Genomic DNA, 23,140 nt, shown 5'->3' with positions numbered 1-23,140 from the left:
TTGCGCAACCACGTAGGATAGAGGACATGGAGCATCCTGCGTATAGCCAACTGCGTCAGATTTCTCAGTCTGTGGGCGTCGTTCTGTGCCCGAACCCCAGCTACTCTTCGCTGGAGGGTACGAACTCCTACGTTATTAAGGCTGAGGGGGATAGCCGCAGCATTGTCATCGATCCGGGTCCGGAGGACGAGGGACACCTGAACGTCCTCCAGCGTTATGCCGGTGACGTCGCGTTGATTCTGCTGACGCACCGTCATGGCGACCATGCTGATGGCGCCGCGCGTTTCCGCCAGCTCACCGGCGCGCCGATTCGAGAGCTGGAGTCTCAGTACTGTGCGGGAGGTCAGGATCCGCTTGTCGACGGCGAACGTATCGTCCTCGACGGAGTGACTCCGCAGATTGAGGTCGTGGCAACCCCTGGTCACACCGCTGATTCTGTCTGCTACTTCATCCATACTGGTGATGGCGAGGATGATGTTGAAGGTATCGTTACCGGTGACACAATCGCTGGCCGCCACACCACTATGATTTCGGAGACCGACGGCGACCTGGGTAAGTACATGGAAACCCTGAAAATGCTGGATTCGCGCGGCAAGGGTGTTCGTCTGCTGCCTGGTCATGGCGCTGACCTGCCGGACATCACTGTAATGACGCAGAAGTACATTGAGCGTCGTAAGCTGCGCCTGCAGCAGGTGAAGGATGCCGTTGCCAAGCTGGGTGACGAAGCTACGGTGGACCAGATTGTGGATGAGATTTACACCGATGTCGATCCGGTGCTGCGTCATGCTGCTGAGCAGTCGACTCGTGTGACCCTGCGCTACCTGCGCGATCACGGGGAGTAGTTGCTGGGCTTTGGCTTCGGCCGGTTGCTGGGCTGGGGTGGTCTCAGGTTGAGCTTGGGTTGGTCCTAGGTAGAGCTTGGGCTTGGGTTGTCGCTTGAAAAAGGGCGTGTGACCTGCAGTTGTGCAGGTTGCGCGCTTTTTGTTTGGGCGGGGGCGGTTTTGGGGTGGGTTGTCCTCGTCGGGGGTCAGCTCAATCACTTATCGATGAGGTATCCACTTGTCGATGAGCTATAGCGCACGCATAAGTGAACAGCGCATCGACAAGTGATTGATGCGGGGAGAAATCGGTGAATGGTGCATCGATAGGTGCCGGGAATGCGTCGATGAGTGGCAGAAAAGCGGGAAGCATCGACGGGAAGCATCGATAAGTGCGCCAAAATTGGCCATAATTCGGCCGGTGGGGTGGGGCTGGCATGCCAGGCCAGCATGCCAGGCCAAGCGGGGAAGACAACAAAAATCCCGCGAGCCTCATGCGTTTTATGTGCTCCTACGGGAACCGAGGAACCAAAAGCAGAGGCTGCGGGATGTGAATCGTTTGGGCAGCTCCGCAAACGCCACAAGCGCAACTAGCTAGCGTGCGCGTCGAGCCAAACGCTCTGTATCGGAGATGAGCACGGACTTGCCCTCAAGGCGAATCCAGCCGCGGTGGGCGAACTCTGCTAGAGCCTTGTTAACGGTCTCTCGGGAGGCGCCGACGAGCTGTGCAATTTCCTCCTGGGTCAGGTCATGGTTCACACGGAGAGCAGAACCCTCCTGAACACCGAAGCGATTAGCCAGCTGAAGCAGGGACTTAGCCACGCGACCTGGGACGTCGGTGAAGATGAGATCAGCCAGCGAATTGTTGGTGCGACGCAGACGGCGGGCCAGCATGCGCAGCAGCTGTGCCGGAACATCCGGGTGTGACCCGACCCATTCCTGCAGCTGATCAGCGCTCATGGATGCGGCGGAAACCTCGGTGACACAGACCGCCGAAGAGGTGCGCGGGCCCGGGTCGAAGATGGAGAGCTCACCGAACATGTCGGACGGGCCCATGATGGTCAACAGGTTTTCGCGACCGTCAGCTGAGCGACGAGCCAGCTTCACCTTGCCATCAATAATGATGTAGAGCCGATCGCCCGGCTCACCCTCATTGAAGATGGTGGTTCCACGCGGGAAGCGAACCGTCTCGAGCTCACCGAGCAAGGCCTGCACAGCCTCCTGGTCGACTCCCTGAAATACACCGGCCCGGGAGAGAATCTCCTTGACGTCATCCACGGTAAAATTCTCCTGTCTTGGGCCACTAACCACCGTAAATACAGGCCAGCGGCCACCAAATTAACACTCGACTACAGATTGCAGTGGTCAAACGGGAAGAGAAGCTGCCCCGTCCCACTACTTTCGGTCTTTCCCGGTAACGCCGCTGCCAGCTTTCAAGGCAGGTTCATCCCTGGACGAATTTCACGACAAAATCGCCTCTATAGATGCATCCCAAAAACTACGCCGTCACCAAGATGTGATAAACACCACTGTAGCAAAAGAGCCACTGCGTCTGTGGGGAATTCTGGTGAAAAGCCGCTGAACTGTGTATTTCTAAATAGCAATGAGCTAACGGTGTTCTAAGTTGTGGTTGGACGTGACCTTTTTCGACTTTTCTGACCGATTGCGCCCGAGCTTCAACTGATTGCATCCGCATCTCTGGTGAATCTAAGGATCCCGTCCGCGAAAGGTATGACGAAAAGGTGCGCACGCGAATTGCAATCCGGGGTAGCCGATACACTACGACCATGGATACGACCGGCAAGGCATCGTCGATAAGCAAGCACCAGATAAGCAAGCACCAGGCGACGAGCAAACCCCAACCCACGCACCCGCAGGGATCCCTGACGTCGAAGAAGCGTCGGGCGGTGGGGGCGCATCCGGCGGCGCGGGGGAAAGAGACGCGTCTGGGTATGGTGCGGCGTGCGCGGCGGATTAACCGCACGCTGGCGGTGGCGTACCCGAATGCGCACTGTGAGCTGGATTTTCGTAATCCGTATGAGCTCGCGGTGGCGACGATTCTGTCGGCGCAGTGCACGGACGCGCGGGTGAATATGACCACGCCGGCGCTGTTCGCTAAGTTCCCCAGCCCGGCCGATTTGGCGGTTGCGAATCAGGAGGAGGTCGAGGAGCTCGTTCGGCCGACGGGTTTTTATAGGAATAAGGCCGCGAACATCATCGGTTTTGCGCAGGGCGTGATGGAGCAGCACGGCGGCGAGGTCCCGGGCACGTTGGAGGAGCTGGTGAAGCTGCCGGGCGTAGGGCGAAAGACAGCAAATGTGGTGCTGGGGAATGCTTTTGGGGTGCCGGGGTTGACCGTCGATACGCATTTTGGACGTCTGGTGCGGCGCATGGGCCTCACGGAGCAGGAAGATCCGGTGCGCGTGGAGCACGAGATGATGGAGGTGCTGCCGCGCGCGGAGTGGACGTGGTTTTCGCACCGACTGATTTTCCACGGTCGGAGGGTGTGCCATTCGCGCCGGGCGGCGTGCGGGGCGTGCTTCTTGGCGGCGGATTGCCCGTCGTATGGCGTCGCGGGTCCGGCGGAGCCGGAGACGGCGGAGAAGTTGATTAAGTCAGACGACAGGGAATGGCTTCTCTACCTGGCCGGTCTTAATGACGGCTACAGTGGGGAGGAACTTTCCGCGCTTGACGACGGGGATAGCGCGCGCAACACCACAGCGACACAGGACTAGTCGAGGAGCACTTTTCGTGAATGAGCAGGGCGGTCGTAGTCACAATGGTGGCCACATTGGGGATCGGCAGGCGGACGTTAACCGTTCGGCATCGCTGATTACGCTGCTCATCGCGGGGATTAGCATTGTGGGGCTGGTGGTTTTCGCGATTGTGAATACCACTGGTGGCAATGACGAGGCCGACGGTGGTGGGACTGGAGCTGGTGTGAGTGCCGGTGCGAATGGTGCTGATAATGGTGGCACCGGCAGTGATGATGAGGTGGATAGCGCATCGGCGGCGCCAGCGATGTCGAAGGACGAGATCGCGGCGGTAGCGGGTAGTGGCTCGCTGGCCGGTGTGCGCTTGCCGCTGTTGGCAGAGTCGGGAGACTCAGCGGATCAGAGCAACGAGGCTGGCCGAACGGAACTGGTAGACATGGGCCAGGTCGTCGAGGGCAAGCCAACCGTGCTTAATGTCTGGGCATGGAACTGTGCGCCGTGTCGCCAAGAGCTGCCGCTTATCGAGCAATGGGGCAAGGACAACCCAGATGTGCAGGTGGTGACGGTGCATGCGGCTCGCGAGGCGGGGCGTGGCCAGGCCCTCCTGCAGGAAATCGGAGTGAATCTACCGACCTACTCGGACACGGTCGATGTGGTCGGACCAGCGTTGAATCTACCGCGAGTTGTGCCCATTACCGTGGTGTTTAAGGCCGATGGCACGGTGGCGACCATTCATCCCGGTGAATTCATCGATGCGCAGCAGATTACTGATCTCGTGCGAGGTGCGTTGAAGTGACTAAGGGACAGTCGTGGAATCGCGACGCAAGCTCGGGGCTGTATCTGCCGAAGTGGTTGACCAATAGTTTGCCGCCGCATCTAGTCAGCGCTGATCATGACGCGGCGGGCCACACCAGCACCAGCCAAGACGCGGCAGGTCACTCGGAGCAACAGGTGGCCGGTCGCTCCGCTTCGTCGTCAAGCGTGAAGCGCGCGTTTGCGAAGTTGCGGCGAGACTCCTCGACGCAGGAGAAACCATTGCGGAACCCTGCGCGGTCGGCGGTGTTGGTGCTGATCAGCGGTGATGCGGAGGCGCACCAACGGCCGGAGGATGCCAGCGTGGTACTTACGCACAGGGCGACAACCCTGCGTAAACATGCAGGCCAGATGGCTTTTCCGGGCGGTCGTGTCGATCCCGAGGATGTGGATGAAATCGATACCGCGCTGCGTGAAGCCGAGGAAGAAACCGGCCTGAACCGAGAGACGGTGACGCCGGTGCGGGTGCTGGACTCGATTGACATTTCGCGGACTGGCTTCGCGGTCAATCCGGTGTTGGCGTATTGGCATGCACCGCATCCGCTGCGTGTAGTCGACCCTGCAGAGACGGAATCGGTGCTCAATGTGCCAATCAGCCACCTGACGAATCCGGACAACCGCATGATGCTGGGCTATCACGGCTGGACAGGGCCGGCATTTAAGGTTGGTGACTTCGTCGTTTGGGGCTTTACCGGCGGCGTGCTGTCCTACTTGCTGGATGTGGCCGGCTGGTCGGAACCGTGGGACGAGACCAACGTACAGAAACTTTTGCCGGTGCTCGCGCGTTCCGCTAATGGTGAAAAACTGTCCGTACTGAAGGGAGGCCGACGATGATGCCTGCAATCGCTGTGTTTGACGTTGCGCTGCTGGCGATTTTTATTTTCACGCTTGTCGTCGGCTGGCAGCAGGGCGCCGTCTCGTCGATTATGGCCATTTTGGGCGTTGTCCTGGGCTTGGTTATTGGTGTGCCCTTGGCGCCGCTAGCTATGGCACAAGTCGAGAACCAGTCGGGAAAGGTTCTTCTGGGCCTCGGCACGGTGATCCTGTTCGCCCTGATTGGTCACGCGGTGGGAACAGTGGCGGGGCAGTCGCTGCGGAATACCATTCGCTCGCCGTTGGCAGTCGGCCTGGATTCGAGTCTCGGCGCCATCGTGCAGTCGGTGACTGCGCTGGTAGTGACATGGATGATCGCCGTACCCCTGGCCACCGCCGTGCCCGGACAATTCGCCGACTGGGTGCGTGAGTCCAAGGGCATGAATCTCATTGACCAGGTCGCGCCCGACGAATGGAGTGACGGCTTCAGTGGCATCCTCCGCCAGCTCCGCGATGATGGAATGCCCGCCATCGCTCCGCCATTCGGCTACAAGCAGAACGTCCCCGATGAACCCGCCGACCCCAATGTGATTTCACAAGGGGTCGTCGACAGTATTCGACCGTCCATCGTCCGCGTCTTGGGCGAGGCCCCGCAGTGCGAACGCTTGCTGCAGGGCACGGGCTTTGTCATCGCACCGGATCTGATTCTCACCAACGCGCACGTGGTCGCCGGCGCCACCACTGTTCGGCTGGAAACTGTGGTCGGCATGGCCGACGCAAACGTCGTGCACTACGATCCGCTTGACGACGTCGCCTTGCTCCGGACCACCGACCTACCCCTGGAGCCCATGCAGTGGGCGGACCAGGAAGCTCGTCCGGGCGATGACGCGGTAGTGCTGGGCTTTCCCGAGTCCGGCCCCTTTAAAGCCACGCCTGCGCGCGTGACGGAGAACATTATTATTCGAGGCCCGGATATTTATTCGTCGACTCGACACGAGCGTCAGTCCTATGTTCTGAAGGCAGATGTGCGCCACGGCAACTCGGGCGGCCCACTGATTACGCCGCAGGGCCAGATCCTGGGCTTGGTCTTCGGTGCCGGTGTGAACAATGACCAGACTGGTTACGCGCTGACGCACGCCGAGGTCCAGCCACACATTGATGAGGCGATGGATCACTACGGGGCCATCAGCACGCAAGAGTGCGTGGCGGGGTAAGCGGCAAGTTGTGTGTCTGTGGGGCAGGGTAGCCCCCATCCCCAGCCGCAGGAGAGTTCTGGCTAGCTTCAGCCGTGCCGGAGCCTAAGATCCCTCCGGCAACCAGTGCAGGTGATCTCTGATTGCCTGCACCACCGCCTGCGGTTTTTCTACCGGCAGGAAGTGCCCACAGCCCGGGATGACGCGCACGTGGGTGGAGCTGAGCTCCACGAGCGCAGGTGGGGTACGAGTGTCCTGCTCGCCGACGAGCAGCACCGTGTGCTCATCGCTTTTCGACGAGCCCTCCATCGCACTCAACCACTTGCGGAAAGCGACCGGAGCCGGTCGCGTCCACCAATTCATGTGAGCCAGTGCAGGGCGGAGTGTGCCACTGGCCAGACTGTCAGCCATGAGTTCCGCGGTCTGTTTCCCTTCAGGGGTCTCGGCGAACCCCTCCCCGGCGGTGGACATGGACTCGCGCACGATGCGGTCAATGAGCCGCTGCTGGCGAGCCTCAGCTGCCTGTGTGCTGAACTTATTGCGGCGCAACCGCGGTACCCGTGGCCGTGAGTCCCACCACGAACGGCGCAACAGTGGGGCAAGGCTATTGCGGAAGTCCTCCGACCACGGGCTCTTCAACTGGTTGAGCCACACCTTCGGATGCGCAGCACCACAACCAATGATTCCAGCGACAAGGTTCGGCTGCCGCGAAGCCAACGTCCACGCCACCCACGTACCAAACCCCTGACAGACCAGCAGCGCGGTCGAGTGCCCCAATGAGCGAATCGACGAGGCAATGTCCTGGGCCGCCTCAAACGGGTCGTAGCCATTCGGGGTGCGATCGGACTGATCGTAGCCACGCATAGAGATAGCCACCGCGTGAACGGGGAGGGGAGCTCCCGAGTCGTCGTTAAGCAGTGGCAAAACCTCGCGCCATTCAAACCAACCGCCAGTCGAGCCGTGAATAAACAACACGAGCGGATCGGAGGGGCGGCCGCACTCGGCGATGTGTAGGCGCTGGCCGCGGACGTGAATGAGACGATGACGCCAGGGGCCAGTGAGAGAATCGCTAAGGGAGGTCATGAGAGGAAATACCTTATCCGAAGGGCTTAAACCGGGACTGAATAAGACAAAAGGGCGAGACCAACAAGTCCCGCCCAATTTCTTTTTAAGCCTTTAGGTGTACATACCGTTCGACTGCGAAGACTTCTTCGCCGACCCCGACGGCACGACCCCCTTCAGTTCCTGCATCGACTCGATGGTCTTCTCCGGCTTGCGGATCGACTTGACTTTCTTCAGACCCAGCAGCGCCGCGACACCGGCGATGACCAGCATCAGAACGAAAACGATGAGGAATGCAGCCCAGGTCGGCAGCCAAAGGTCCAGCAGCCAGCCGAGGAAGAAGAAAAAGAAGAACGAGGAGTACAGCGCGACGACGCCGGCAACCGCGAAGAAGCCACCGCCAACTGCACCCTTCTTAGCCTCGCCAGCAATTTCAGCCTTGGTCAGCTCAATCTCAGAGCGAACCAGAGCGGAAATCTGCGTAGAAGCATTAGACACGAGCTGGCCGATGCTGGCATCGCCCGAAGCGTTGCTATCCACATCACTCAGCGGGATAGCGGTAACACGCGGTTCGGTGCCGTCGGTAAAGAGACCCTTCGTATCGTCGTTGCTCACGTGTACTTCCTCCTACGCAGATGGTTGGAAAAGATGGTTTGAAACTTTAAAACTGCAGTTACAAACTGCCATACTACCTCTCATTGTGGGGAGAGCGCGCCACAAGGGCGAAAAAGCCAAGAACTCGTTGAAGTTTTTCTCATCTTTGACCATTTCTATATAAGTTTGTCACTTACTTAGCGGTGAAGAATTAGGGTGTGGGATATGAACAATCAGCCTGAGAACGTGCGTGGAGCCGATGGAATTGGTGCCGGTGCTGGCAATGGTGTGGGCGTCGGAAAAGGTGGCCTAGCTGGGATGAGCCTGGGTGTGTCCTCCGTGTCGGCGAAGAAGCGTGCAGAGCGTGAGGCAGCGCAGGCGAAGGTATCTGAATCGGGTGCCGATGGCGCTGACGGTGCTTCCGGCGCTGCTATCCCGCAGCTTGACCCCAAGGACCCCCTTGCGCCCCTGTGGCAGCTCGACGGCGTTGCACATGCCGCTGATGTCTCGGCCAAGGCCATCCAGGCCGTCCACCGGCACAAGGCCAACCTGCGCAAGCACAACGTCACCGGCTCCGAGTCGGTCCTTCGTGGCGCTCGGGCATCGGCGTGGCTAGAAGGCGGCGAGCCATCGCTTCCCGACGACGGCAACATCACCGATCCCGTACTCGCAGCAGCCCTTCGGGTTGCCGACACCATTTCCCCGGAGTCAATTGGTGAGACCACCCGCGTGTGGCAGCGCGCTCCGCAGCAGGTGCTGGCCAAGTTTGCGTTGAACGCATCGCCCGCAGGTGAGACTGAAGACGGTTCCGAGGCACGGATGAAAGCCGGGCGTCCAGTCGGTGACGACAAGCTCTCGTCTGCGATGAAGGAGCAGCGTCTGCACGTGCTCGGTGACTTCATCACTGGCCGCAGCCAGATCCATGCTGGTGTGCTCTCGGCGATTGTGCACGGTGAACTGCTGACTCTGCGCCCCTTTGAGTACCACAACGGCATCATCGCCCGCGCCGCCTCGCGGCTGACGACTGTCGCAACCGGCCTGGATCCGCGTGGCTTGGCCGTGCCCGAGGTCTACTGGACCCGCCACCGCCAGGAGTATTTCGAGGCCGCAGAGGGATTCGCGTCGGGAAGCGCCGATGGCCTGCGTGCGTGGATTCTCCTGCATCTGGAGGGACTGAAGGCCGGTGCCGTGGAAGCGCGCGGTATCGCCGAAGCGGTGTAGGCGGGCCGGCTGCTGGATGGTGGGTTAGTCGGCCGTTGGGGCGTCATCATTTTTGCGCAGTGCCAACAGCGTCGCACCCGCGCCAAGCGCCAGTGTGACGCCGGCAAGAATTGCAGCATTGCGTTTCGACGGCGCGCGAAACAGCGGGACGGGATTCCGGAATTGGCGCACAGGCCACTCACGCTCCACCGCAATCTTGCGCAGAGCGCGATCGGGATTGACCACAACGGGATGGCCGACTGCAGCCAGCATGGGCTCATCAGTGATGGAATCCGAGTATGCGAAGCATTCGGCCAGGTTGAACTGGCGCTTTTCCGCTATCCGACGCATCTGCACAGCCTTGTTTTCGCCTCGGCAGAAGAACTCCGTTTCACCCGTGAAGAGCCCATCGCGGACCTCCAGCTCGGTGGCCACCACGTTGTAGACACCGAGTGCCTGCGCAATGGGCTCAACAATCTGCCGAGCCGATGCCGAGATAATGAACACCTGATGCCCCCGTGCGCGGTGTTCACGAATGAGCTCCAAGGCCTCGGCGTAGATGTACGGCGTGATGTTCTGCTCTAGGGTTTCGATCGCGACCTGGCGCAGTTCTCTGGCGCTGTGACCAGCGATAAGGGCGGAAAACTGCTCGCGTGTGGCCTCCATTTGTGCCTCATCGTGTCCCTGTGACATGTAAAGGGCGTGACTGAGTGCCATTTGCAGCATGTCCGTCGGCGAAATGATGCCGCGCTCGAGGAATTGCTTGTTGAACGCATATGCCGAGCTCTTGGCAATAATGGTTTTATCCAGGTCAAAGAACGCAGCGACGCGAGAGTTAGCGGAGGCATCTTCCACGATGCGTGTGTCCGTAGAAACGTGAGGCTGTGGCGTTGTTGACGCCTTGTTCTCGCCGGTGTCCATAGACTCTGAGCTTACCCACGGATGTCAGGCTCGGGGAGACGTGACATCGAACATATTGGGCATGAAATCCTTTAAAGGTATTTGCAGATTCCTCGGGATATGTAATACTTGGACGTGGCTGGCCCCTTCTAGTTCTTTTTAGAAACAGACTGTGAGGCCGCCCCGGCTCAATCCCCCCCCGAGCCGGTTAAAGACGCCTCGCGCCAATCCCCCCCCGGCGCGGGGCGTCGTCCCTTTCTTGGAACGGTACCTGGCGGTATTATCACTTGTTCGCCCGGTGACTATGTGGCAGCGGCAGGGTAAGCCAATCGATGTTGGTGGGATAGTGGATGACGGTCAGGATGTTTCAGTCGGGGGCATCTACCGAAGTTCTGTTTCATCTTGCCTAATGCGTTGTGCCAGGACTTCTTGGTGGTGTCATCAAAAGCAAAGTAGTGGTGCAAACATCTTCACACGTCAATGCCGATAACAAAAGTCAGCGGCCGTGGCGGAGCTTCGCTAACGATGAAGATGTTGTTGCGGGTTTGTCACCGATGGTCGGGGAATACTTCAACCTAGCATTCACACTACGGTGAGACATCATTCTGAGCTAGTTTTCTATTTGTCGGCTGGAATAGCCACTGCTTTCGAGTGCACCACCCCTGAATCAATGTGGACAGGAAAGATAATCGAGCATGCCGAAGCTAGCGACCTGTTTCCTGTATGGGGGGGGCAAAAGCTAACATGACCCGCAGTATTTTGGGAAAACTCGAGCAAATAACGGCTAACAAAGTCATGAGGGAAGTGGATGGTGGGGTAGAGCTGGGTGCAATCACTGCCTCGCGATTCAGAAGTTTTGGAGAGGGCCCGTTTGTGTGTGGGGGGGGGCAACTCTAGCCTATCGGCTTCGGACCATGAGTCCCCTTCGGCAAACTAGAGTATGCGTATGAGCTGGATAAATTGGCTAGAGCCAAGTGTGATTGTTGCAGTCATCACGGCGGGTATTACCTTGTGGGGGATTCGGCATTCGATAAGTGTTAACCGAAGGCAGTTGCAATATGATCGGGAGAGGGAGTCACGGCGATTTCAAAGGGAAGTTATTTCACGTTTCATAAATGAATTAAACACAGCCTATTCGAAGTTTCACTCGAGGTTGCACAATGTTTCAATAATGTCGGCAGATGGCAATAAAGCGCCAGTGGGGGACGTCAAATTCTACTTTCTATACCAGAAATTAAAGAATATTCCTCTAACTTATATTTTTGATGGGGCAGCCTTTGATTCAGTAGCATTTGTGTTATTTCAATATAGAATCTTTGGTAAAGAATTGCATCAAGATATTTTGGATGCGTATTCGGGGGCGATTGTTGGTCTACATAATAAGGAAGTTATAGATGATTTGAATAGTCTGATTCGTGAGTTTGTGGCACTTCCAGTTCCTGGTTTCGAGCCTAAGGAATTTGCTGATTCTTTCATGGCGATGAGGACTATTGATAAAAGCCTGTCTGAAATCGAAACTGTGTTAATTCAGTGGAAGTTAGGAGCGATTGTTAATCTCGGTTTAGATGCTAATCATTATCTTTCCGACTTACCCGTTGAAATGCCGTCTGAGTCAACTGAAATAGTGCAACGTTTCTTTGCTCCAGTGCTTCGGGTACAGAAAGCTAGGTTGAGCGCTAGGGCAAGACGTGAAATCAGGCAGCGGTATTCTACTTTGACTGCCGATGCTCAGGAAATCGTTCAAGATGAATTCGAAGATAAGTTTGCATCCTTTTTAAGTGAGGAAAAAAGGAGTTCACATTCGCCTGCAGCGGTCGAGGCCGATATGGTTTTTTTAAAGATTATTGCGTCGATGGAGGATCTCGAACCGCAAGACGTTAAGAAACTCAGAGTCGATTTGAAGCGGCTCCGCAAAAAGTCATCTCGTTAGAGCTTGCACTGAGTTGCTCTCGGGTACGGTTCCATTTTGGGTAGAATCGAAATCGCGCGATTGGTTCCTGGTGGAGTGATGCCCTGTGGGGGGGGGCATATATGGGTGTGACGTTCGCGTATTTGGGTATGTGGTTGATAGTTAGTTACACCCGAGGTGTTTTGCATCTCAACATGCGCGTTGGGTTTGCGCGTGTGAGAATTTTTGTATCCGGTTATGTCCCCCCCCCCTCCAGAAACTTCCGGTTAGGCGGTGTGTTGAGCCCCCTCCTTATTGCTCCGTGCTGCCGTTTCCTTATCTTGCGTTACACTCAAACGGATTCTGTAGTCCTTATAGGATAGCGCGCCCGCTATCATGTGCTGTAGTCCATACATAGGGCGCTGGCCCCTGCAGTGCATACAGTGCCCATCTACTCCTATTCTGGACGGCTATCCAATACCGCCGGACAGTTCACACAACTACATGCACCCTCGTTCTAGGCAGTCTCTAGAGGGCGCCACGCTCCCGTGTGTAGCCCCGCTTGTGCCTTAGCCTCTAGACTTGTCCGGCGCGCCGGACCTACCTGCCCAATCTCCGCATTGTCCGGGATGCACTCCCTCGTACTCCTGCTCGGAGGTGTCCCGGTGGACCTCATTCTGTCCGGAAGTCTCGCACTAGGCGACCCCAGGGGCATCTTGTCCGGTGTTCAAGTAGGGCACACCTCAAAGAACTGAAGGAAGCTGGCATGCTCAATCTCTAGGTGGGAATGCCGTAAGCAATACACGGTTCCTCTGCCCTTTAGGGCAGTTAGCTTTTAGGGAAACCACCTACCTACAGGAAGTCATCGATGCTAACCCCTCCCCCCCCGAGATTAAGCGAGAACTCGCTGAACAGTTTGGGCTAATCCTTTCAGCAATCCGTTGCATTGACTCTGAGTGTGTCCGCCCAGTGAGTGTGAGGGGCCTGCAGGCTCGTGTGTGGCTTTTTCAAAACGTAGCGAAGAAATTCTTGGACGTCGGAGCCGGCAGCAAGGCGTGTCCTTTCCGTAATGAGTGCATCGCTTCCGTTACTTTCAGTGCCTGATAGGCAAACGTCTTGCTGATGGTGAACGAAGCTACCAATCTCAGTCAGGCTGGGAGGGGTGATTTCCACCTTTCAATGGGCGGGGTGATTTCCACCTTTCAAGCTGAGCGATGACGGTCGGAGCTTTGCGCACGAGAGTGGTTTTCCACGACAGGTTACCCTCTTTTTGAAGCCTTCCAATCAGGGTGATGGGATGAACCCCTAGGTGGTCGGCTTGTTCGTTGATCCAGGATGAGTGCACACGATCAGGAACCGCCGGTAAAGGGCTAGAGATCACGAGTTCGCTGGCCAGCTGGTCTGCCTGGGCTTCATTATTGGCACTGTTATCTGATAGGTCATCGAGGATGACCTCGCCATTGTCGACAAGGTGCCCCAATAATATATGGGCTGTCTCATGCAGGATAGTAAATAGTACCTTATCGAGCCGTTTCCCTCGTCCCGATATGCCAATTACGGGGTGCCCGTCAACCATCATGGCGCAGCCGTCGAGTTTTCCTCCCGGAAAAGCCTCCACATAAACAAGTTTCACCCCTACCTCGGCGAACAGAGCCTGGAACTCAGCAAAAACCTGCGGGTCACACGCTCTACTCGACAGTGTCCGGGCGAGGTCTTCTAGTGCCTTACGGGAGTAGGGGGCAGCCTCGAGAGCGCTGGCAGTTGCTCTAACGCAAGCTGCCCACGCTTCCTGCAGAACGGTGACATTTTCCTCGCAGTTACTACGGCGGGCGGCGAAGCTTATTCCCAAGGGATCTTCAAAGGATTTCTTGCCAAATAAGTTCAGCACCTCGCATGCCTGACTTTGTACGTCGGTGGCGGTGATGTATCCCCGCTTGACGAGCAGAGAAACGGGGGCTAACTCTCGTAACTGTGCGCGGGTTTTCACGACGTTGAGGTTGTTCTGCGTCCGGTCGTCCTGGGACTGCTTCCATAGCAGGTAGGAGTCCTGGAGGTTAAGCCAGAATTCCGCGGAGGTGCCCAGGGCGGCACCGATCTGGGCTGCGGATTCGCGCGTGATCTCCTTTTTTCCGGAAATAATCTCCGAGACAAACTGTGCCGGACGTCCGAGTATCTCGGCAAAGTCGGCCTGGGTCCATCCGCGTGTGTCTAGCTCGTCAGCGAGAATCTCTCCGGCCGGGAATAGCTCCGCCGCAATTGGAGAATTCATGAGTTCACCTTCCCTCAGTGGTAATCCACCATTTCAATAACGATGACCACGCGGCCGTCGCTGTTGGTTGCGAATCTGAGGATGAGCCGAAACTGCTTGTTCAGGCGGATCGAAGAGGTTCCGGCTCGGTCGCCTTTCAGTTGTTCCAGATGTAGCGACCGCATGGCCCGCAGGTCGCGTTCATCCACGGCGCCCTTCAGGATTTGGATTTTCTTGCGATATGCCTTGATGATGTCCGAACCCCATCGTTTCGGGATGTAGGAGGCATCTTCGGCCACTCGTTGAAGTTCGTCGTCCTCGAAGAGGATGCGCACCAAGTCCACCTCGTCCAGTTCACTAGTGCCGCGCCCAAATGACGTGACCCTTCCTTTTCTATTTATCTAAGGCTCATCACCCCTCGTGTGAAGTATAATATCTTGTATGCGCCGGTTCCGCAAGATGGAACCAGGTGTGAAAGAGGGGTGCCTCGCTGCAACAAGGTGCCCCACCGGCAAGTTCTGAGAACTGTCAGGGCCTATACATTTTCTGACGGTAGCGGAGCATTTCTCCCCTCGGGCTGATTGACTCGAGGGGAGAGAATGGCAATCACTCGACGCCAGGTGCGCACGGTCCGCAAGGGGGCCAGTGGCTGTCAGGAGCACCACTACCGTCAAGTCCCAGACCGCTGCGCCAAGCCGCGCAAGCTAGATTGCTAGCTGTTCCGACCCCAGGAATCATCCGCTTGCCAGGAAGCGGGGGGGGATGGCTCGCAACTCCAAGCAGACCAGCAGGCCTGCGGTGAAGGCAGCCAGTAAGCTACTGCACAGCAAGAACTATAGTGCCGCTGCGAAGAAGGCTGCCGGCAGCGCACTGCCTTAAGCGCCGAAGTGTCGCGGAAAGTAGCTGCACCAGTGTTGCGTCTCGAGAGAAACGTACTCCGAGACGCGACACTCTGCCATTCGCTAGAAGCGTGTCTGCACTTGTCAATGTTCGGTACACCCTAGCTGGACGCTCATGCGCCCACCCAAACGCCGTCAAAATAGGGTGGGTTTGTCTATTTATTGACATATGTCTACGTATCTCTTAGAGGCTATTTTGACACCACGGTATGCCAGACAAAGGGAGTAAGACACAATGACCAGCAAGGCGCTTCGTATCGGGTACAAGCGAGTTAGCGCCGTAGACCAGAACACCGATAGGCAACTAGAGGGCGTGGAACTCGATCGCGTTTTTGAGGACAAGGCTAGCGGTAAGGACACCAACCGCCCTGAGCTGCAGGCAGCGATTAGCTTCTGCAGAGAGAGGGGGGACACGCTTGTTGTCCACTCTATGGATCGTCTAGCCCGCAATCTCGAGGATCTTCGTCGCACCGTCAGAGAGCTCACCAGCAACGGCATTCGAGTTGAGTTCGTCAAAGAAGCTCTAACCTTCACCGGAGAAGACTCCCCAATGAACAACCTCCTCCTATCCATGCTTGGCGCTGTGGCAGAGTTTGAACGCTCTATGATTCTTGAGCGCCAGCGAGAAGGAATTGCGATTGCCAAAGCCAAAGGCAAGTACAAGGGACGTAAGAAGTCCCTCGATTCTGAGCAGGTGGCAGAGCTCAAGAAGCTTAAGACCGAAGGCGTTCCGGTGACCAAGCTTGCCAACGACTTCGGCATTAGCCGCCAATCGGTCTACAACTACACGAAGTAGATTCGGCAACCCGCCCCGTGGCCTATTGAGGCTCCGGGGCTTTAGGTTTCCTCGTCTTTGGTTAGTTCAACATAGTTTTTGAACAGGAGCGCCAAGCGCTGCTGTTCAGTTGTGAGCTTCTTGGGGGCGCCAAAGGCCTTATCGACCTCTCGATCAAGGTCACTGTGAGCCTTCAGTAGCTCTGGCGACATGGCAAGCGGGTTGTAATGCTCGGCCAGCGAACGCTCCGGGTGCAATTCACGAGCAGCAATCACCTTCTGCCCGGCGCGCCTCTTTTGACTTCACCAGCTGGAACAGTGAGCCGAAGATAGCCGGGCTGATCTCAGACCAGTTGAAACGACAGGCTGCAAGCAGCGCGTTTCGCATGTCTTCGTTGAAATACTGTGTCCGGATTAGGCTCGAGAAGATAGCGCCGTTGACGTATGGAAAGCTCTCCATAGATTCCGGGACATTCCGGCATCGATTCTCCGGAGTGTTGAGCACCTCGAACGGCGCATTGAGCTGTGCCCCAAGATTGCTTGCCGTCGTGTCTTCTTCCACGAAGCGGGTAAACAGATCTGCTTCCCACAAGCCGGCGTTGTCACCGAAGAGCAAGAACAACTAACGAGTGAGAAACATACTTGTTTCGTGGACTCGCAAGTCCTCGTCATGCCAGTTGGTTGGCGTTTCGTCATCAACAGGTTCATCTACCTCGTCGCCAGCCATAGCCGTAAACAGGTCTGCCATGAGCTTCGACGCCAGCAAAGAAGCCTTGACTTCTTCCTGCTTGGACACAGTGGTATAGCCAGCCAAGAACTTCAGTTGATCTAAATGCTCGGTAATCTCCGACAGCGCAAACTCAGTTTCAAACGCCTCTTCTGAATCGCCCAGACGCACGACACGAAGACGTTCGAAATTCGAGCACAAGATGTACTTGGGCATTTCCGCCTCGGAAACATCGCGACCACCGAGGTAATCCAACACCTGCTCATAGGCGACCGTCAGATCAACACCGGGCTTCTTAGCCTCACTAATGACAACACCCGGATAAAACAAGTCGATACGGCCACCGCCCCCGGTGCTAGCGCGCCGGGCGTAGCGTTCGAACAAGTCCATACGAGCAGCGGAGACACCAAAGCACGAAAACAGGTCAATCCAGAACCGTTGTGCGCTCTTTTGCTCTTCCTCGGTAACGCCCGTGGCCTTCCACTGGTCAAGTTCTCTCAACCAATGAGACTTAAACGAGTTGAGCCGGGTTTTCATCGCGGCTCTATCAGGCCGGGCATTATTCATCGACATGAACTAAATCTATCCCGGGGGGGGATTGGAAAGAATCGTCAACACACCGCTAAAGGATTCCCAGCGAAGCGGCTAACTGCTGCTCTTCTCTCATTCGTCGCTCGGCTGGCTCCATAGCCGCGCAAGAGAGCGACGATGCCTGCAAAGCTGCGGGGTCAATCGCAAAAGCTAACCACGCACGCCTTGTGGCCTGCGAAATTGATGGAGAGGACGTGCAGACCAGCGTCACACGAAAGGAGAGAAAAGCCACGTCCAGAGCAGGGCCGGTCGCGGTGGAGGATGCTGCTACTGGCCGTCGTTAAGCGCGCGCGACACTCCACTGAGCACTTTGATTGCGCCGGCCTTGTCCAGCGGATCGTTGCCATTGCCGCACTTGGGCGACTGGATGCACGATGGGCAACCGGATTCGCACTCGCAGGCGGCGACAGCATCGCGAGTCGCGCGAACCCACTGAGCGAAGGCCTCGTAGCCACGGTCGGCGAATCCTGCACCACCAGGGTGCCCGTCGTAAACAAAAACGGTGGGCTGCTGGGTATCGGCGTGCATGATCGTGGAAACGCCGCCGATGTCCCAGCGGTCGCAGGTGGCAATCAGCGGCAGCATGCCGATAGCCGCGTGCTCGGCTGCGTGGAGAGCCCCCGGTGCGATGTCGGAGCCCACATCCCACGAGCGCAGGCTGGACTCGGGCATTGTGTAGGCCACGGCGCGCGTGACCAAACGCTGCGGAGGGTAGTCAAGTTCAACACTGTCGAGAATCTCGCCGGTATCCAGACGACGAAGATAGGAGGTGACCTGGTGAAAGACCTCGACCTGGCAGGAAGCGACCTGTAAGCCCTGGTAGTGGCGCATATCGTCAACGTCCAGAATGCGGATGGTGGTGTCCATGCGCGAGCTGGTGGAATAGCGTGGCTGCTCGGGGTGGACCTGGGCGACGAGGCTGTCGAAGTCCAGCTGGTCGACAAGATAGGACTCACCGCGGTGCAAGTAGACGGCACCGTCGTGGACCTGCTGCATCGCACGGCCAAGATCGATGGTGCCAAGCAGTCGACCATCGGTCTGGTCGACGATGGCCACTTCCTGGCCATCGCCGCCACGGACGTTCACGGCATCGTGAGCAGTGGCAATGCGCGGTCCCTCATCGCGGTCGGTCGGGTAGTAGACGGGTTCTTGTCCTTCCCAGGTGCGTTTGCGCAACCAGCCCGCAACCACCATGTCTTCGGCTACGGGCAGGGTTCCCCATGCCTGAAGCTGGCTGGTGGTGATCGGTTTCTCCACAGCCGCGCAGTAGAGGTGTGACCACACCACATGCGGGTTACGGGGATCGAAGACGGTCTTCTCCACCGGCCGGCCCAACAGTGCCGAAGGGTTGTGGACCAAGTAAGTGTCCATGGGATCATCGCGAGCCACCAACACCACCAGCGCGCCCTGACCACGACGGCCCGCGCGGCCGGCCTGCTGGCAGAACGAAGCGACCGTGCCCGGGAAACCGGCCTGCACCACCGCGTCAAGGCCACCGACGTCAATGCCCAGCTCCAGTGCATTGGTGGTGGCCACACCAAGCAGGGTGCCGTCATCGAGCATGCGCTCGATGTCGCGGCGTTCTTCGGCCAGGTAGCCGGCGCGGTAAGACTCGATGCGCTCGGCGATATCGCTGCGGCGGCGCTTCTCCAGGCGCTCGCGCACGCCGAGCGCTACCTTCTCGGCACTGCTTCGCGAACGGGTGAAGGTCAGGGTGCGGGCGCCCTCGACGAGCAGGTCGGCCATGATATCTGCGGCCTCGGTCGGGGCGGGGCGGCGCACGGGGGCACCGTTCTCGCCTTGGAGGTCGGGGAGCAGGCCGGGTTCCCACAGGGCGATAGTCCGCTCACCGACCGGGGCGCCGTCTTCGGTGACGGCCTCGACAGGCTCGCCGATGAGGCGACGAGCCTGGTCAGCAGGGTCTTTGGTCGTCGCAGAGGCAAAAATCACGGTCGGCGAGGCGCCATATTCCCGGGACAGCCGCAGAAGGCGACGCAGAATTTGGGAGACGTTGGCGCCGAATACGCCTCGATAGGCATGGCATTCGTCGACGACGATATAGCGCAGGTTGCGCAGCATCCGCGTCCACCGAACATGATTGCCGAGGACCGAAACATGCAGCATATCGGGGTTGGTAAACACCCAACGGGCATGGTCGCGAATCGCGCGCCGGGCGTCTTGCGGGGTGTCGCCGTCGTAAAGCGAAATCAGCGAGCTCAGCGACGCCGGTGCCATCGCGCGTGCCGTGTCCAGCTGATCGGCGCCCAGTGCCTTGGTCGGGGAGAGGTACAGCGCGGTGGCCGCGGGGGTGGCGGACAGTTCTGTGAGCACGGGCAGCAGGTAGCCGAGCGATTTACCCGACGCTGTGCCCGTCGCGACGACGCAGTGCACGCCCTCGCGGGCGAGGTTCGCGGTTGTCGCCTGATGAGTCCACAGGTTCTCAATTCCGCGATCTACCAGCACTTCTTTCAGCCAGTCCGGTACCCACTCAGGCCAAGGCGCGGTTACGCCCGCGCGCGCAGGAAGATCCGCAATGTGCGTCACCGTCGCCCGCGGATGCGCACGGATAACTGGCTCCAGCAACTCCCGTCCAAACGACTCCACAGACACCAACCTTTCCAGCAAACGCGCACTTCATATGCTTGACGACGCTTCCTGCCAGCCACATTTTCGCCTTTCGACAACCCAGTTTCTCCGGATCCCGAACACGGGTTTACGGGGGTGGCAAGAAGCTGTTCCTAATCGGCGCTCGCGCCCCAAACGTGGCAGACTTTTTGAGTGTATCGCCCGCCAAAGGGCACCCAGCAAAAGCCCGCTCGAGGCGGAAAGGGTGTTCTCGCCGTGTTTACCCCATTGTGTGTGGCCGGATGTGTGTGGCGAATACTTGTTTTATCGAATCCTGAAGTTGGGAAGTTTTGTAATGGCACAGGGTACTGTGAAGTGGTTCAACTCGGAGAAGGGCTTCGGGTTTATCGCCCCAGCTGACGGTGGCAACGACGTGTTTGTTCACTACTCCGAGATCCAGGGCACTGGTTTCAAGACGCTGGAAGAGAACCAGGCAGTCGAGTTCGAGATTGGTGAAGGCCAGAAGGGCCCGCAGGCTCTGGACGTGAAGCCTCTGTAAAGCTTAGTAGTTCGGGGCTGAGTTCGGTTCTGAACTGGGCTTTTGTTCAGTTTGGCTCGCGGAATTTTTGGCTTTTTCAAGGTTCATGTTGTGTTTATGGGGTGAGCCTTGATTCTCCCACGTGGAAAGTAATTTCTGCGTGGGATTTTTGTGTTTCTGGGGCCCCCTTGAGTTCAGAGGGTCGTTGCAACACTTTCCCTTAGGAGGGTGTTGTTGTGTCTGGGGTTGTCGGCCCGTTTCATTCGTTGTCTGAGTCGGATCGTCGTGGCTTAGTTGCCTTGGTTGGCAGTGGGCGTAGTGTCCGTTCGGCGGCTGGTGAGCTTGGTTGTCATTACGGGCATGCTTTGAATTTTTGCCATGCCTTTGGATTGCCAGTCGTGTTTAAAGCCAAACGAGTTGATCGCCGCGGCAGCCAGGCTTTCCAGCTTGTGGAGCTAGTCCGAAGCGGACTGTCAGTACACCAAGCCGCCAAAAGATGTGGGATGCATCTTACCGCGGCTTATGCCGTAGCTACGGAAGCTGGGTGCCATATCCGGTTAAGTGAGGGTGTCCGATTGTTTGTGTGCGGGGGGTGGTTTACAAGTAGTCCGCGAATCGGTCGGGGTAAGCCACGGCTAGTTGGTTGATGGCTTGTTTCCACCCGGTGGCTTTCGCTCCTTCAATATAGCCGTTGCACTCAATGTTGCGCTTTGCTTTCTTCGCTCGCTGGGCGGCACGCTTGTTCGATGTTGCAGATCATCAGCCACAGCGTTTTCTGCGCCGCGGTATCGTTCGGGAATTGGCCCCTGTTGCGGGTAGCTTTACGCAGTTCAGCATTCAGCGACTCGATTGAATTGGTGGTGTAGAGCACCCGGCGTGCCGCCGGCGGAAACTGCAGAAACGGCACGAACCGCTCCCAGGCGTCGCGCCAGACTTTGACCGACTGGGGGTATTTCCGGCCAAGTTCACTGGCCTCGAAAGCATCCAGGCTGGCACGTGCGGTGTCCTCGTTAGCGGCTGTGTAGACCTCACGCAGCGCGCGGGAGACTGCTTTGCGGTCCTGGTAGGACACCCACCGGTTCGCAGCCCGAATCAGGTGCACAATACAGGTCTGTACCATGGAATTCGGCCAGGTTGCCTCCACGGCTTCCGGCAAGCCTTTGAGCCCGTCGCAGCACACAATGAACACGTCTTGGACACCGCGGTTAGCCAGATCCGCACACACCGATGCCCAGAATGCGGCTCCTTCATTGTCGGCGATCCACAGTCCCAGGAGGTGCTTGATGCCGTCCATGTCGACACCAACCGCCATGTAGCAAGCCTTGTTGACCACGCGGTGGCCGTCACGGATTTTCACGCGTAGCGCGTCGAGGAAGATCACCGGGTAAAACTCGTCGAGCTGGCGGTTTTGCCAGATCATGACCTCGTCTAACACCGCATCGGTAATGGTGCTGATCGTATCCGGGCTCATATCCACCCCAAGGGTGGTCGCGAGGTGATGCTGGATATCGCGCACGGTCATCCCACCGGCGTAGAGCGAGATAATCATGTCGTCGAGTTCTGTGAGCCGACGTGCACCCTTGGGCACCATCCGGGGAGTAAACGTGCCGGCACGATCCCTGGGCACGGTCACCTCAACTGCGCCGTAGCCAGAATTGACGGTCTTGGTGTACGACCCGTTACGGTGATTATTCTCCTGTGCGGTTTCGACCTGGGATTTCGCTTTGCGGTCGGAATGGCCGTAGCCCAAGTGCGCATCCATCTCCGCCTTAAGGCCAGCGTTGATTGATGCTTGCAGCAGGCCTTTGACCAGCTCGCTTGCATCATCAGCGGAGCTCGACAGCTCGCTAATCAAGCTGGCGATTTCAGAATTTTCCATCAGCTTCTCGCTGATCTCGTTGACCCTCGCCGGGTCATGGTTTTCTTCGGTGACACCGTAGTCATTATCGGTGAAACTCCTTCTAGATCAGAGCCTCACACACAAACTTCCTGACACCCTTCTGAATTGGGAGAAAAGTATCCACGCTCAGTCAAGGTCTGGCGAGATGCTTGGGCGCGTTTCGTACCGTTTCTGCAGTTCCCACCAGCGGCCAGAAAAGTAATCTATACGACGAACTCGATTGAATCATTCAACAATGAACTGCGTAAAGCTACCCGCAACAGGGTACAGTTCACCAACGATGAATCAGCGCTCAAGACGCTGTGGCTGATGATCTGCAATATCGAAGACAAACGAGCTGCAAAGAGAGCGAAGCAGGGCAAACGAGTCTCAGCGACAGCCGGCAGACTCATGGAAGGAGCCCGAGTTTCCGGCTGGAAACAAGCCATCAACCAAATGGCCGTGGCCTACCCCGACCGCTTCGACAAATACCTATAAACCTAACCCCACACACAAACAACTTGACACGCTCCTCTCGATCGCCATGGGAACGCGGCAGCAACGAAAACACCAACGGCAGGCTTAAAAGAAACCTTCCCAAAAACAGCGACCTGTCCATCTACAGCGCCGAGGACTTAGAGATGATCGCCAACATTCACAACCACAAACCACGCAAAGCACTCAACTGGTGCACCCCAGCCGAAGTCATGACCAACGCCCTCACACAAACCGGTAGCATCAAACCAAACTAACCATCATCGTTGCAACGCCCCCTAGAATCCGCCCCCGGAGTGCGCGACAATCGTGGGGTAATAGGCAAAAGTGTGTCCGATCAGCGTGTCGACCGGCGTGTTGACCGGCGCGACAGCGGGTGGGCGCCTTCGATACTTACCTCAATGCGAGTTACTGACTGCGTTTATGTCA

General features: G+C 57.7%; 19 protein-coding genes and 3 pseudogenes. 11 read left to right on the top strand and 11 right to left on the bottom strand.

Translation table 11 applies throughout. The annotated features are described in order from the left end of the window. The first annotated feature begins 26 nt into the window (after positions 1-26). The gene (locus HMPREF3135_RS08380; protein WP_070432015.1) at positions 27-842 is read left to right on the top strand and encodes an MBL fold metallo-hydrolase; all 816 of its coding nucleotides are present in this window, start codon (positions 27-29) and stop codon (positions 840-842) included. Between the two features lie 570 nt (positions 843-1,412). Here HMPREF3135_RS08380 and glxR read toward each other — a convergent pair. Continuing rightward, complete coding sequence (gene glxR / locus HMPREF3135_RS08375; RefSeq protein ID WP_005511668.1) at positions 1,413-2,096, bottom strand: CRP-like cAMP-activated global transcriptional regulator GlxR; 684 nt, start codon at positions 2,094-2,096, stop codon at positions 1,413-1,415. Between the two features lie 674 nt (positions 2,097-2,770). On the opposite strand from glxR, the gene nth reads away from it, so the two are divergent. The 4 genes from nth to HMPREF3135_RS08355 are packed head-to-tail and all read left to right on the top strand — an operon-like array spanning position 2,771 to position 6,372. Then, a complete protein-coding gene (gene nth / locus HMPREF3135_RS08370; RefSeq protein WP_070432046.1) occupies positions 2,771-3,553 on the top strand; it encodes an endonuclease III in 783 nt (260 codons plus the stop codon). Positions 3,554-3,569: 16 nt separating this feature from the next. Next, positions 3,570-4,328, top strand: coding sequence for a TlpA family protein disulfide reductase (locus tag HMPREF3135_RS08365; protein ID WP_070432014.1), 759 nt, complete (start codon positions 3,570-3,572; stop codon positions 4,326-4,328). Next, positions 4,325-5,179, top strand: a complete 855-nt coding sequence (locus HMPREF3135_RS08360) for an NUDIX hydrolase (RefSeq protein ID WP_049180720.1) — start codon at positions 4,325-4,327, stop codon at positions 5,177-5,179. Before HMPREF3135_RS08365 ends, HMPREF3135_RS08360 begins: the two co-directional genes overlap by 4 nt. Next, positions 5,176-6,372, top strand: a complete 1,197-nt coding sequence (locus HMPREF3135_RS08355; RefSeq protein WP_049180721.1) for a MarP family serine protease — start codon at positions 5,176-5,178, stop codon at positions 6,370-6,372. Before HMPREF3135_RS08360 ends, HMPREF3135_RS08355 begins: the two co-directional genes overlap by 4 nt. Positions 6,373-6,456: 84 nt before the next feature. Here HMPREF3135_RS08355 and HMPREF3135_RS08350 read toward each other — a convergent pair whose 3' ends face one another. Both HMPREF3135_RS08350 and HMPREF3135_RS08345 read right to left on the bottom strand, forming a co-directional pair. After that, complete coding sequence (locus HMPREF3135_RS08350) at positions 6,457-7,434, bottom strand: alpha/beta fold hydrolase (RefSeq protein ID WP_070432013.1); 978 nt, start codon at positions 7,432-7,434, stop codon at positions 6,457-6,459. Between the two features lie 93 nt (positions 7,435-7,527). Continuing rightward, the gene (locus HMPREF3135_RS08345; protein WP_070432012.1) at positions 7,528-8,028 is read right to left on the bottom strand and encodes a phage holin family protein; all 501 of its coding nucleotides are present in this window, start codon (positions 8,026-8,028) and stop codon (positions 7,528-7,530) included. Positions 8,029-8,232: 204 nt separating this feature from the next. On the opposite strand from HMPREF3135_RS08345, the gene HMPREF3135_RS08340 reads away from it, so the two are divergent. Continuing rightward, the gene (locus HMPREF3135_RS08340) at positions 8,233-9,228 is read left to right on the top strand and encodes a Fic family protein (protein ID WP_083279145.1); all 996 of its coding nucleotides are present in this window, start codon (positions 8,233-8,235) and stop codon (positions 9,226-9,228) included. Between the two features lie 24 nt (positions 9,229-9,252). Here HMPREF3135_RS08340 and HMPREF3135_RS08335 read toward each other — a convergent pair whose 3' ends face one another. Further along, positions 9,253-10,128, bottom strand: coding sequence for an HAD family hydrolase (locus tag HMPREF3135_RS08335; RefSeq protein ID WP_083279144.1), 876 nt, complete (start codon positions 10,126-10,128; stop codon positions 9,253-9,255). A 1,150-nt stretch (positions 10,129-11,278) separates the two neighbouring features. On the opposite strand from HMPREF3135_RS08335, the gene HMPREF3135_RS08330 reads away from it, so the two are divergent. After that, positions 11,279-12,037: a hypothetical protein gene (locus HMPREF3135_RS08330; RefSeq protein ID WP_141737482.1), complete on the top strand. Its 759-nt coding sequence runs from the start codon at positions 11,279-11,281 to the stop codon at positions 12,035-12,037. 1,102 nt (positions 12,038-13,139) lie between these two features. Here HMPREF3135_RS08330 and HMPREF3135_RS08325 read toward each other — a convergent pair. Together HMPREF3135_RS08325 and HMPREF3135_RS08320 are read right to left on the bottom strand one after the other, a co-directional pair. Beyond that, positions 13,140-14,264, bottom strand: coding sequence for a HigA family addiction module antitoxin (locus HMPREF3135_RS08325; RefSeq protein WP_070432009.1), 1,125 nt, complete (start codon positions 14,262-14,264; stop codon positions 13,140-13,142). Positions 14,265-14,278: 14 nt separating this feature from the next. After that, complete coding sequence (locus HMPREF3135_RS08320; RefSeq protein ID WP_070432044.1) at positions 14,279-14,578, bottom strand: type II toxin-antitoxin system RelE/ParE family toxin; 300 nt, start codon at positions 14,576-14,578, stop codon at positions 14,279-14,281. A 799-nt stretch (positions 14,579-15,377) separates the two neighbouring features. Between HMPREF3135_RS08320 and HMPREF3135_RS08315 the strand changes: the two genes are divergently transcribed. Further along, entirely contained in the window at positions 15,378-15,938 is a 561-nt protein-coding gene (locus HMPREF3135_RS08315) for a recombinase family protein (protein ID WP_070432008.1), read from the top strand. 41 nt (positions 15,939-15,979) lie between these two features. On the opposite strand, the gene HMPREF3135_RS08310 is transcribed toward HMPREF3135_RS08315, so the two are convergent. The 4 genes from HMPREF3135_RS08310 to HMPREF3135_RS08295 all read right to left on the bottom strand — a co-directional run bounded on the left by HMPREF3135_RS08310 (position 15,980) and on the right by HMPREF3135_RS08295 (position 19,838). Further along, complete coding sequence (locus HMPREF3135_RS08310; RefSeq protein WP_083279142.1) at positions 15,980-16,192, bottom strand: type IIL restriction-modification enzyme MmeI; 213 nt, start codon at positions 16,190-16,192, stop codon at positions 15,980-15,982. Further along, positions 16,176-16,532: a type IIL restriction-modification enzyme MmeI gene (locus HMPREF3135_RS11470; RefSeq protein WP_187402736.1), complete on the bottom strand. Its 357-nt coding sequence runs from the start codon at positions 16,530-16,532 to the stop codon at positions 16,176-16,178. The genes HMPREF3135_RS08310 and HMPREF3135_RS11470 overlap by 17 nt, the downstream gene beginning before the upstream one ends. Before the next feature lie 6 nt (positions 16,533-16,538). Beyond that, positions 16,539-17,144 (bottom strand): type IIL restriction-modification enzyme MmeI, encoded by a 606-nt coding sequence (locus tag HMPREF3135_RS11465; protein ID WP_187402735.1) that lies wholly within the window; start codon positions 17,142-17,144, stop codon positions 16,539-16,541. Positions 17,145-17,501: 357 nt separating this feature from the next. Next, positions 17,502-19,838 carry a DEAD/DEAH box helicase gene (locus tag HMPREF3135_RS08295; RefSeq protein ID WP_070439123.1) on the bottom strand — a complete coding sequence of 779 codons (2,337 nt, stop codon included), beginning with the start codon at positions 19,836-19,838 and terminating at the stop codon, positions 17,502-17,504. Positions 19,839-20,154: 316 nt separating this feature from the next. On the opposite strand from HMPREF3135_RS08295, the gene HMPREF3135_RS08290 reads away from it, so the two are divergent. After that, a complete protein-coding gene (locus tag HMPREF3135_RS08290; RefSeq protein WP_005511370.1) occupies positions 20,155-20,358 on the top strand; it encodes a cold-shock protein in 204 nt (67 codons plus the stop codon). A gap of 576 nt (positions 20,359-20,934) precedes the next feature. Here HMPREF3135_RS08290 and HMPREF3135_RS08285 read toward each other — a convergent pair. Further along, a pseudogene (locus HMPREF3135_RS08285) lies at positions 20,935-22,281 on the bottom strand (IS256 family transposase). Positions 22,282-22,336: 55 nt separating this feature from the next. Here HMPREF3135_RS08285 and HMPREF3135_RS08280 point away from each other — a divergent pair. Further along, positions 22,337-22,714: pseudogene (locus tag HMPREF3135_RS08280) on the top strand (transposase); the annotation flags it as partial. 41 nt (positions 22,715-22,755) lie between these two features. Next, positions 22,756-22,968: pseudogene (locus HMPREF3135_RS11185) on the top strand (transposase); the annotation flags it as partial. Between the last annotated feature and the right edge of the window lie 172 nt (positions 22,969-23,140).

Origin of the sequence: Corynebacterium sp. HMSC14H10, assembly GCF_001807105.1 — a bacterium.
GTDB lineage: Bacteria > Actinomycetota > Actinomycetes > Mycobacteriales > Mycobacteriaceae > Corynebacterium > Corynebacterium jeikeium_D.
Note: the sequence above shows the minus strand (reverse complement) of the source record. Positions and strands in the feature narration are given on the sequence as shown.

Bases quoted from the DNA above. Each gene is read 5' to 3' on its own strand.
- nth (WP_070432046.1), top strand. From the start codon at position 2,771: ATGGTGCGGCGTGCGCGGCGGATTAACCGCACGCTGGCGGTGGCGTAC.
- HMPREF3135_RS08350 (WP_070432013.1), bottom strand. From the start codon at position 7,434: ATGACCTCCCTTAGCGATTCTCTCACTGGCCCCTGGCGTCATCGTCTC.
- HMPREF3135_RS08340 (WP_083279145.1), top strand. From the start codon at position 8,233: ATGAACAATCAGCCTGAGAACGTGCGTGGAGCCGATGGAATTGGTGCC.
- HMPREF3135_RS08325 (WP_070432009.1), bottom strand. From the start codon at position 14,264: ATGAATTCTCCAATTGCGGCGGAGCTATTCCCGGCCGGAGAGATTCTC.
- HMPREF3135_RS08315 (WP_070432008.1), top strand. From the start codon at position 15,378: ATGACCAGCAAGGCGCTTCGTATCGGGTACAAGCGAGTTAGCGCCGTA.
- HMPREF3135_RS08335 (WP_083279144.1), bottom strand. From the start codon at position 10,128: ATGGACACCGGCGAGAACAAGGCGTCAACAACGCCACAGCCTCACGTT.
- HMPREF3135_RS08290 (WP_005511370.1), top strand. From the start codon at position 20,155: ATGGCACAGGGTACTGTGAAGTGGTTCAACTCGGAGAAGGGCTTCGGG.
- HMPREF3135_RS08355 (WP_049180721.1), top strand. From the start codon at position 5,176: ATGATGCCTGCAATCGCTGTGTTTGACGTTGCGCTGCTGGCGATTTTT.
- HMPREF3135_RS08330 (WP_141737482.1), top strand. From the start codon at position 11,279: ATGTCGGCAGATGGCAATAAAGCGCCAGTGGGGGACGTCAAATTCTAC.
- HMPREF3135_RS08380 (WP_070432015.1), top strand. From the start codon at position 27: ATGGAGCATCCTGCGTATAGCCAACTGCGTCAGATTTCTCAGTCTGTG.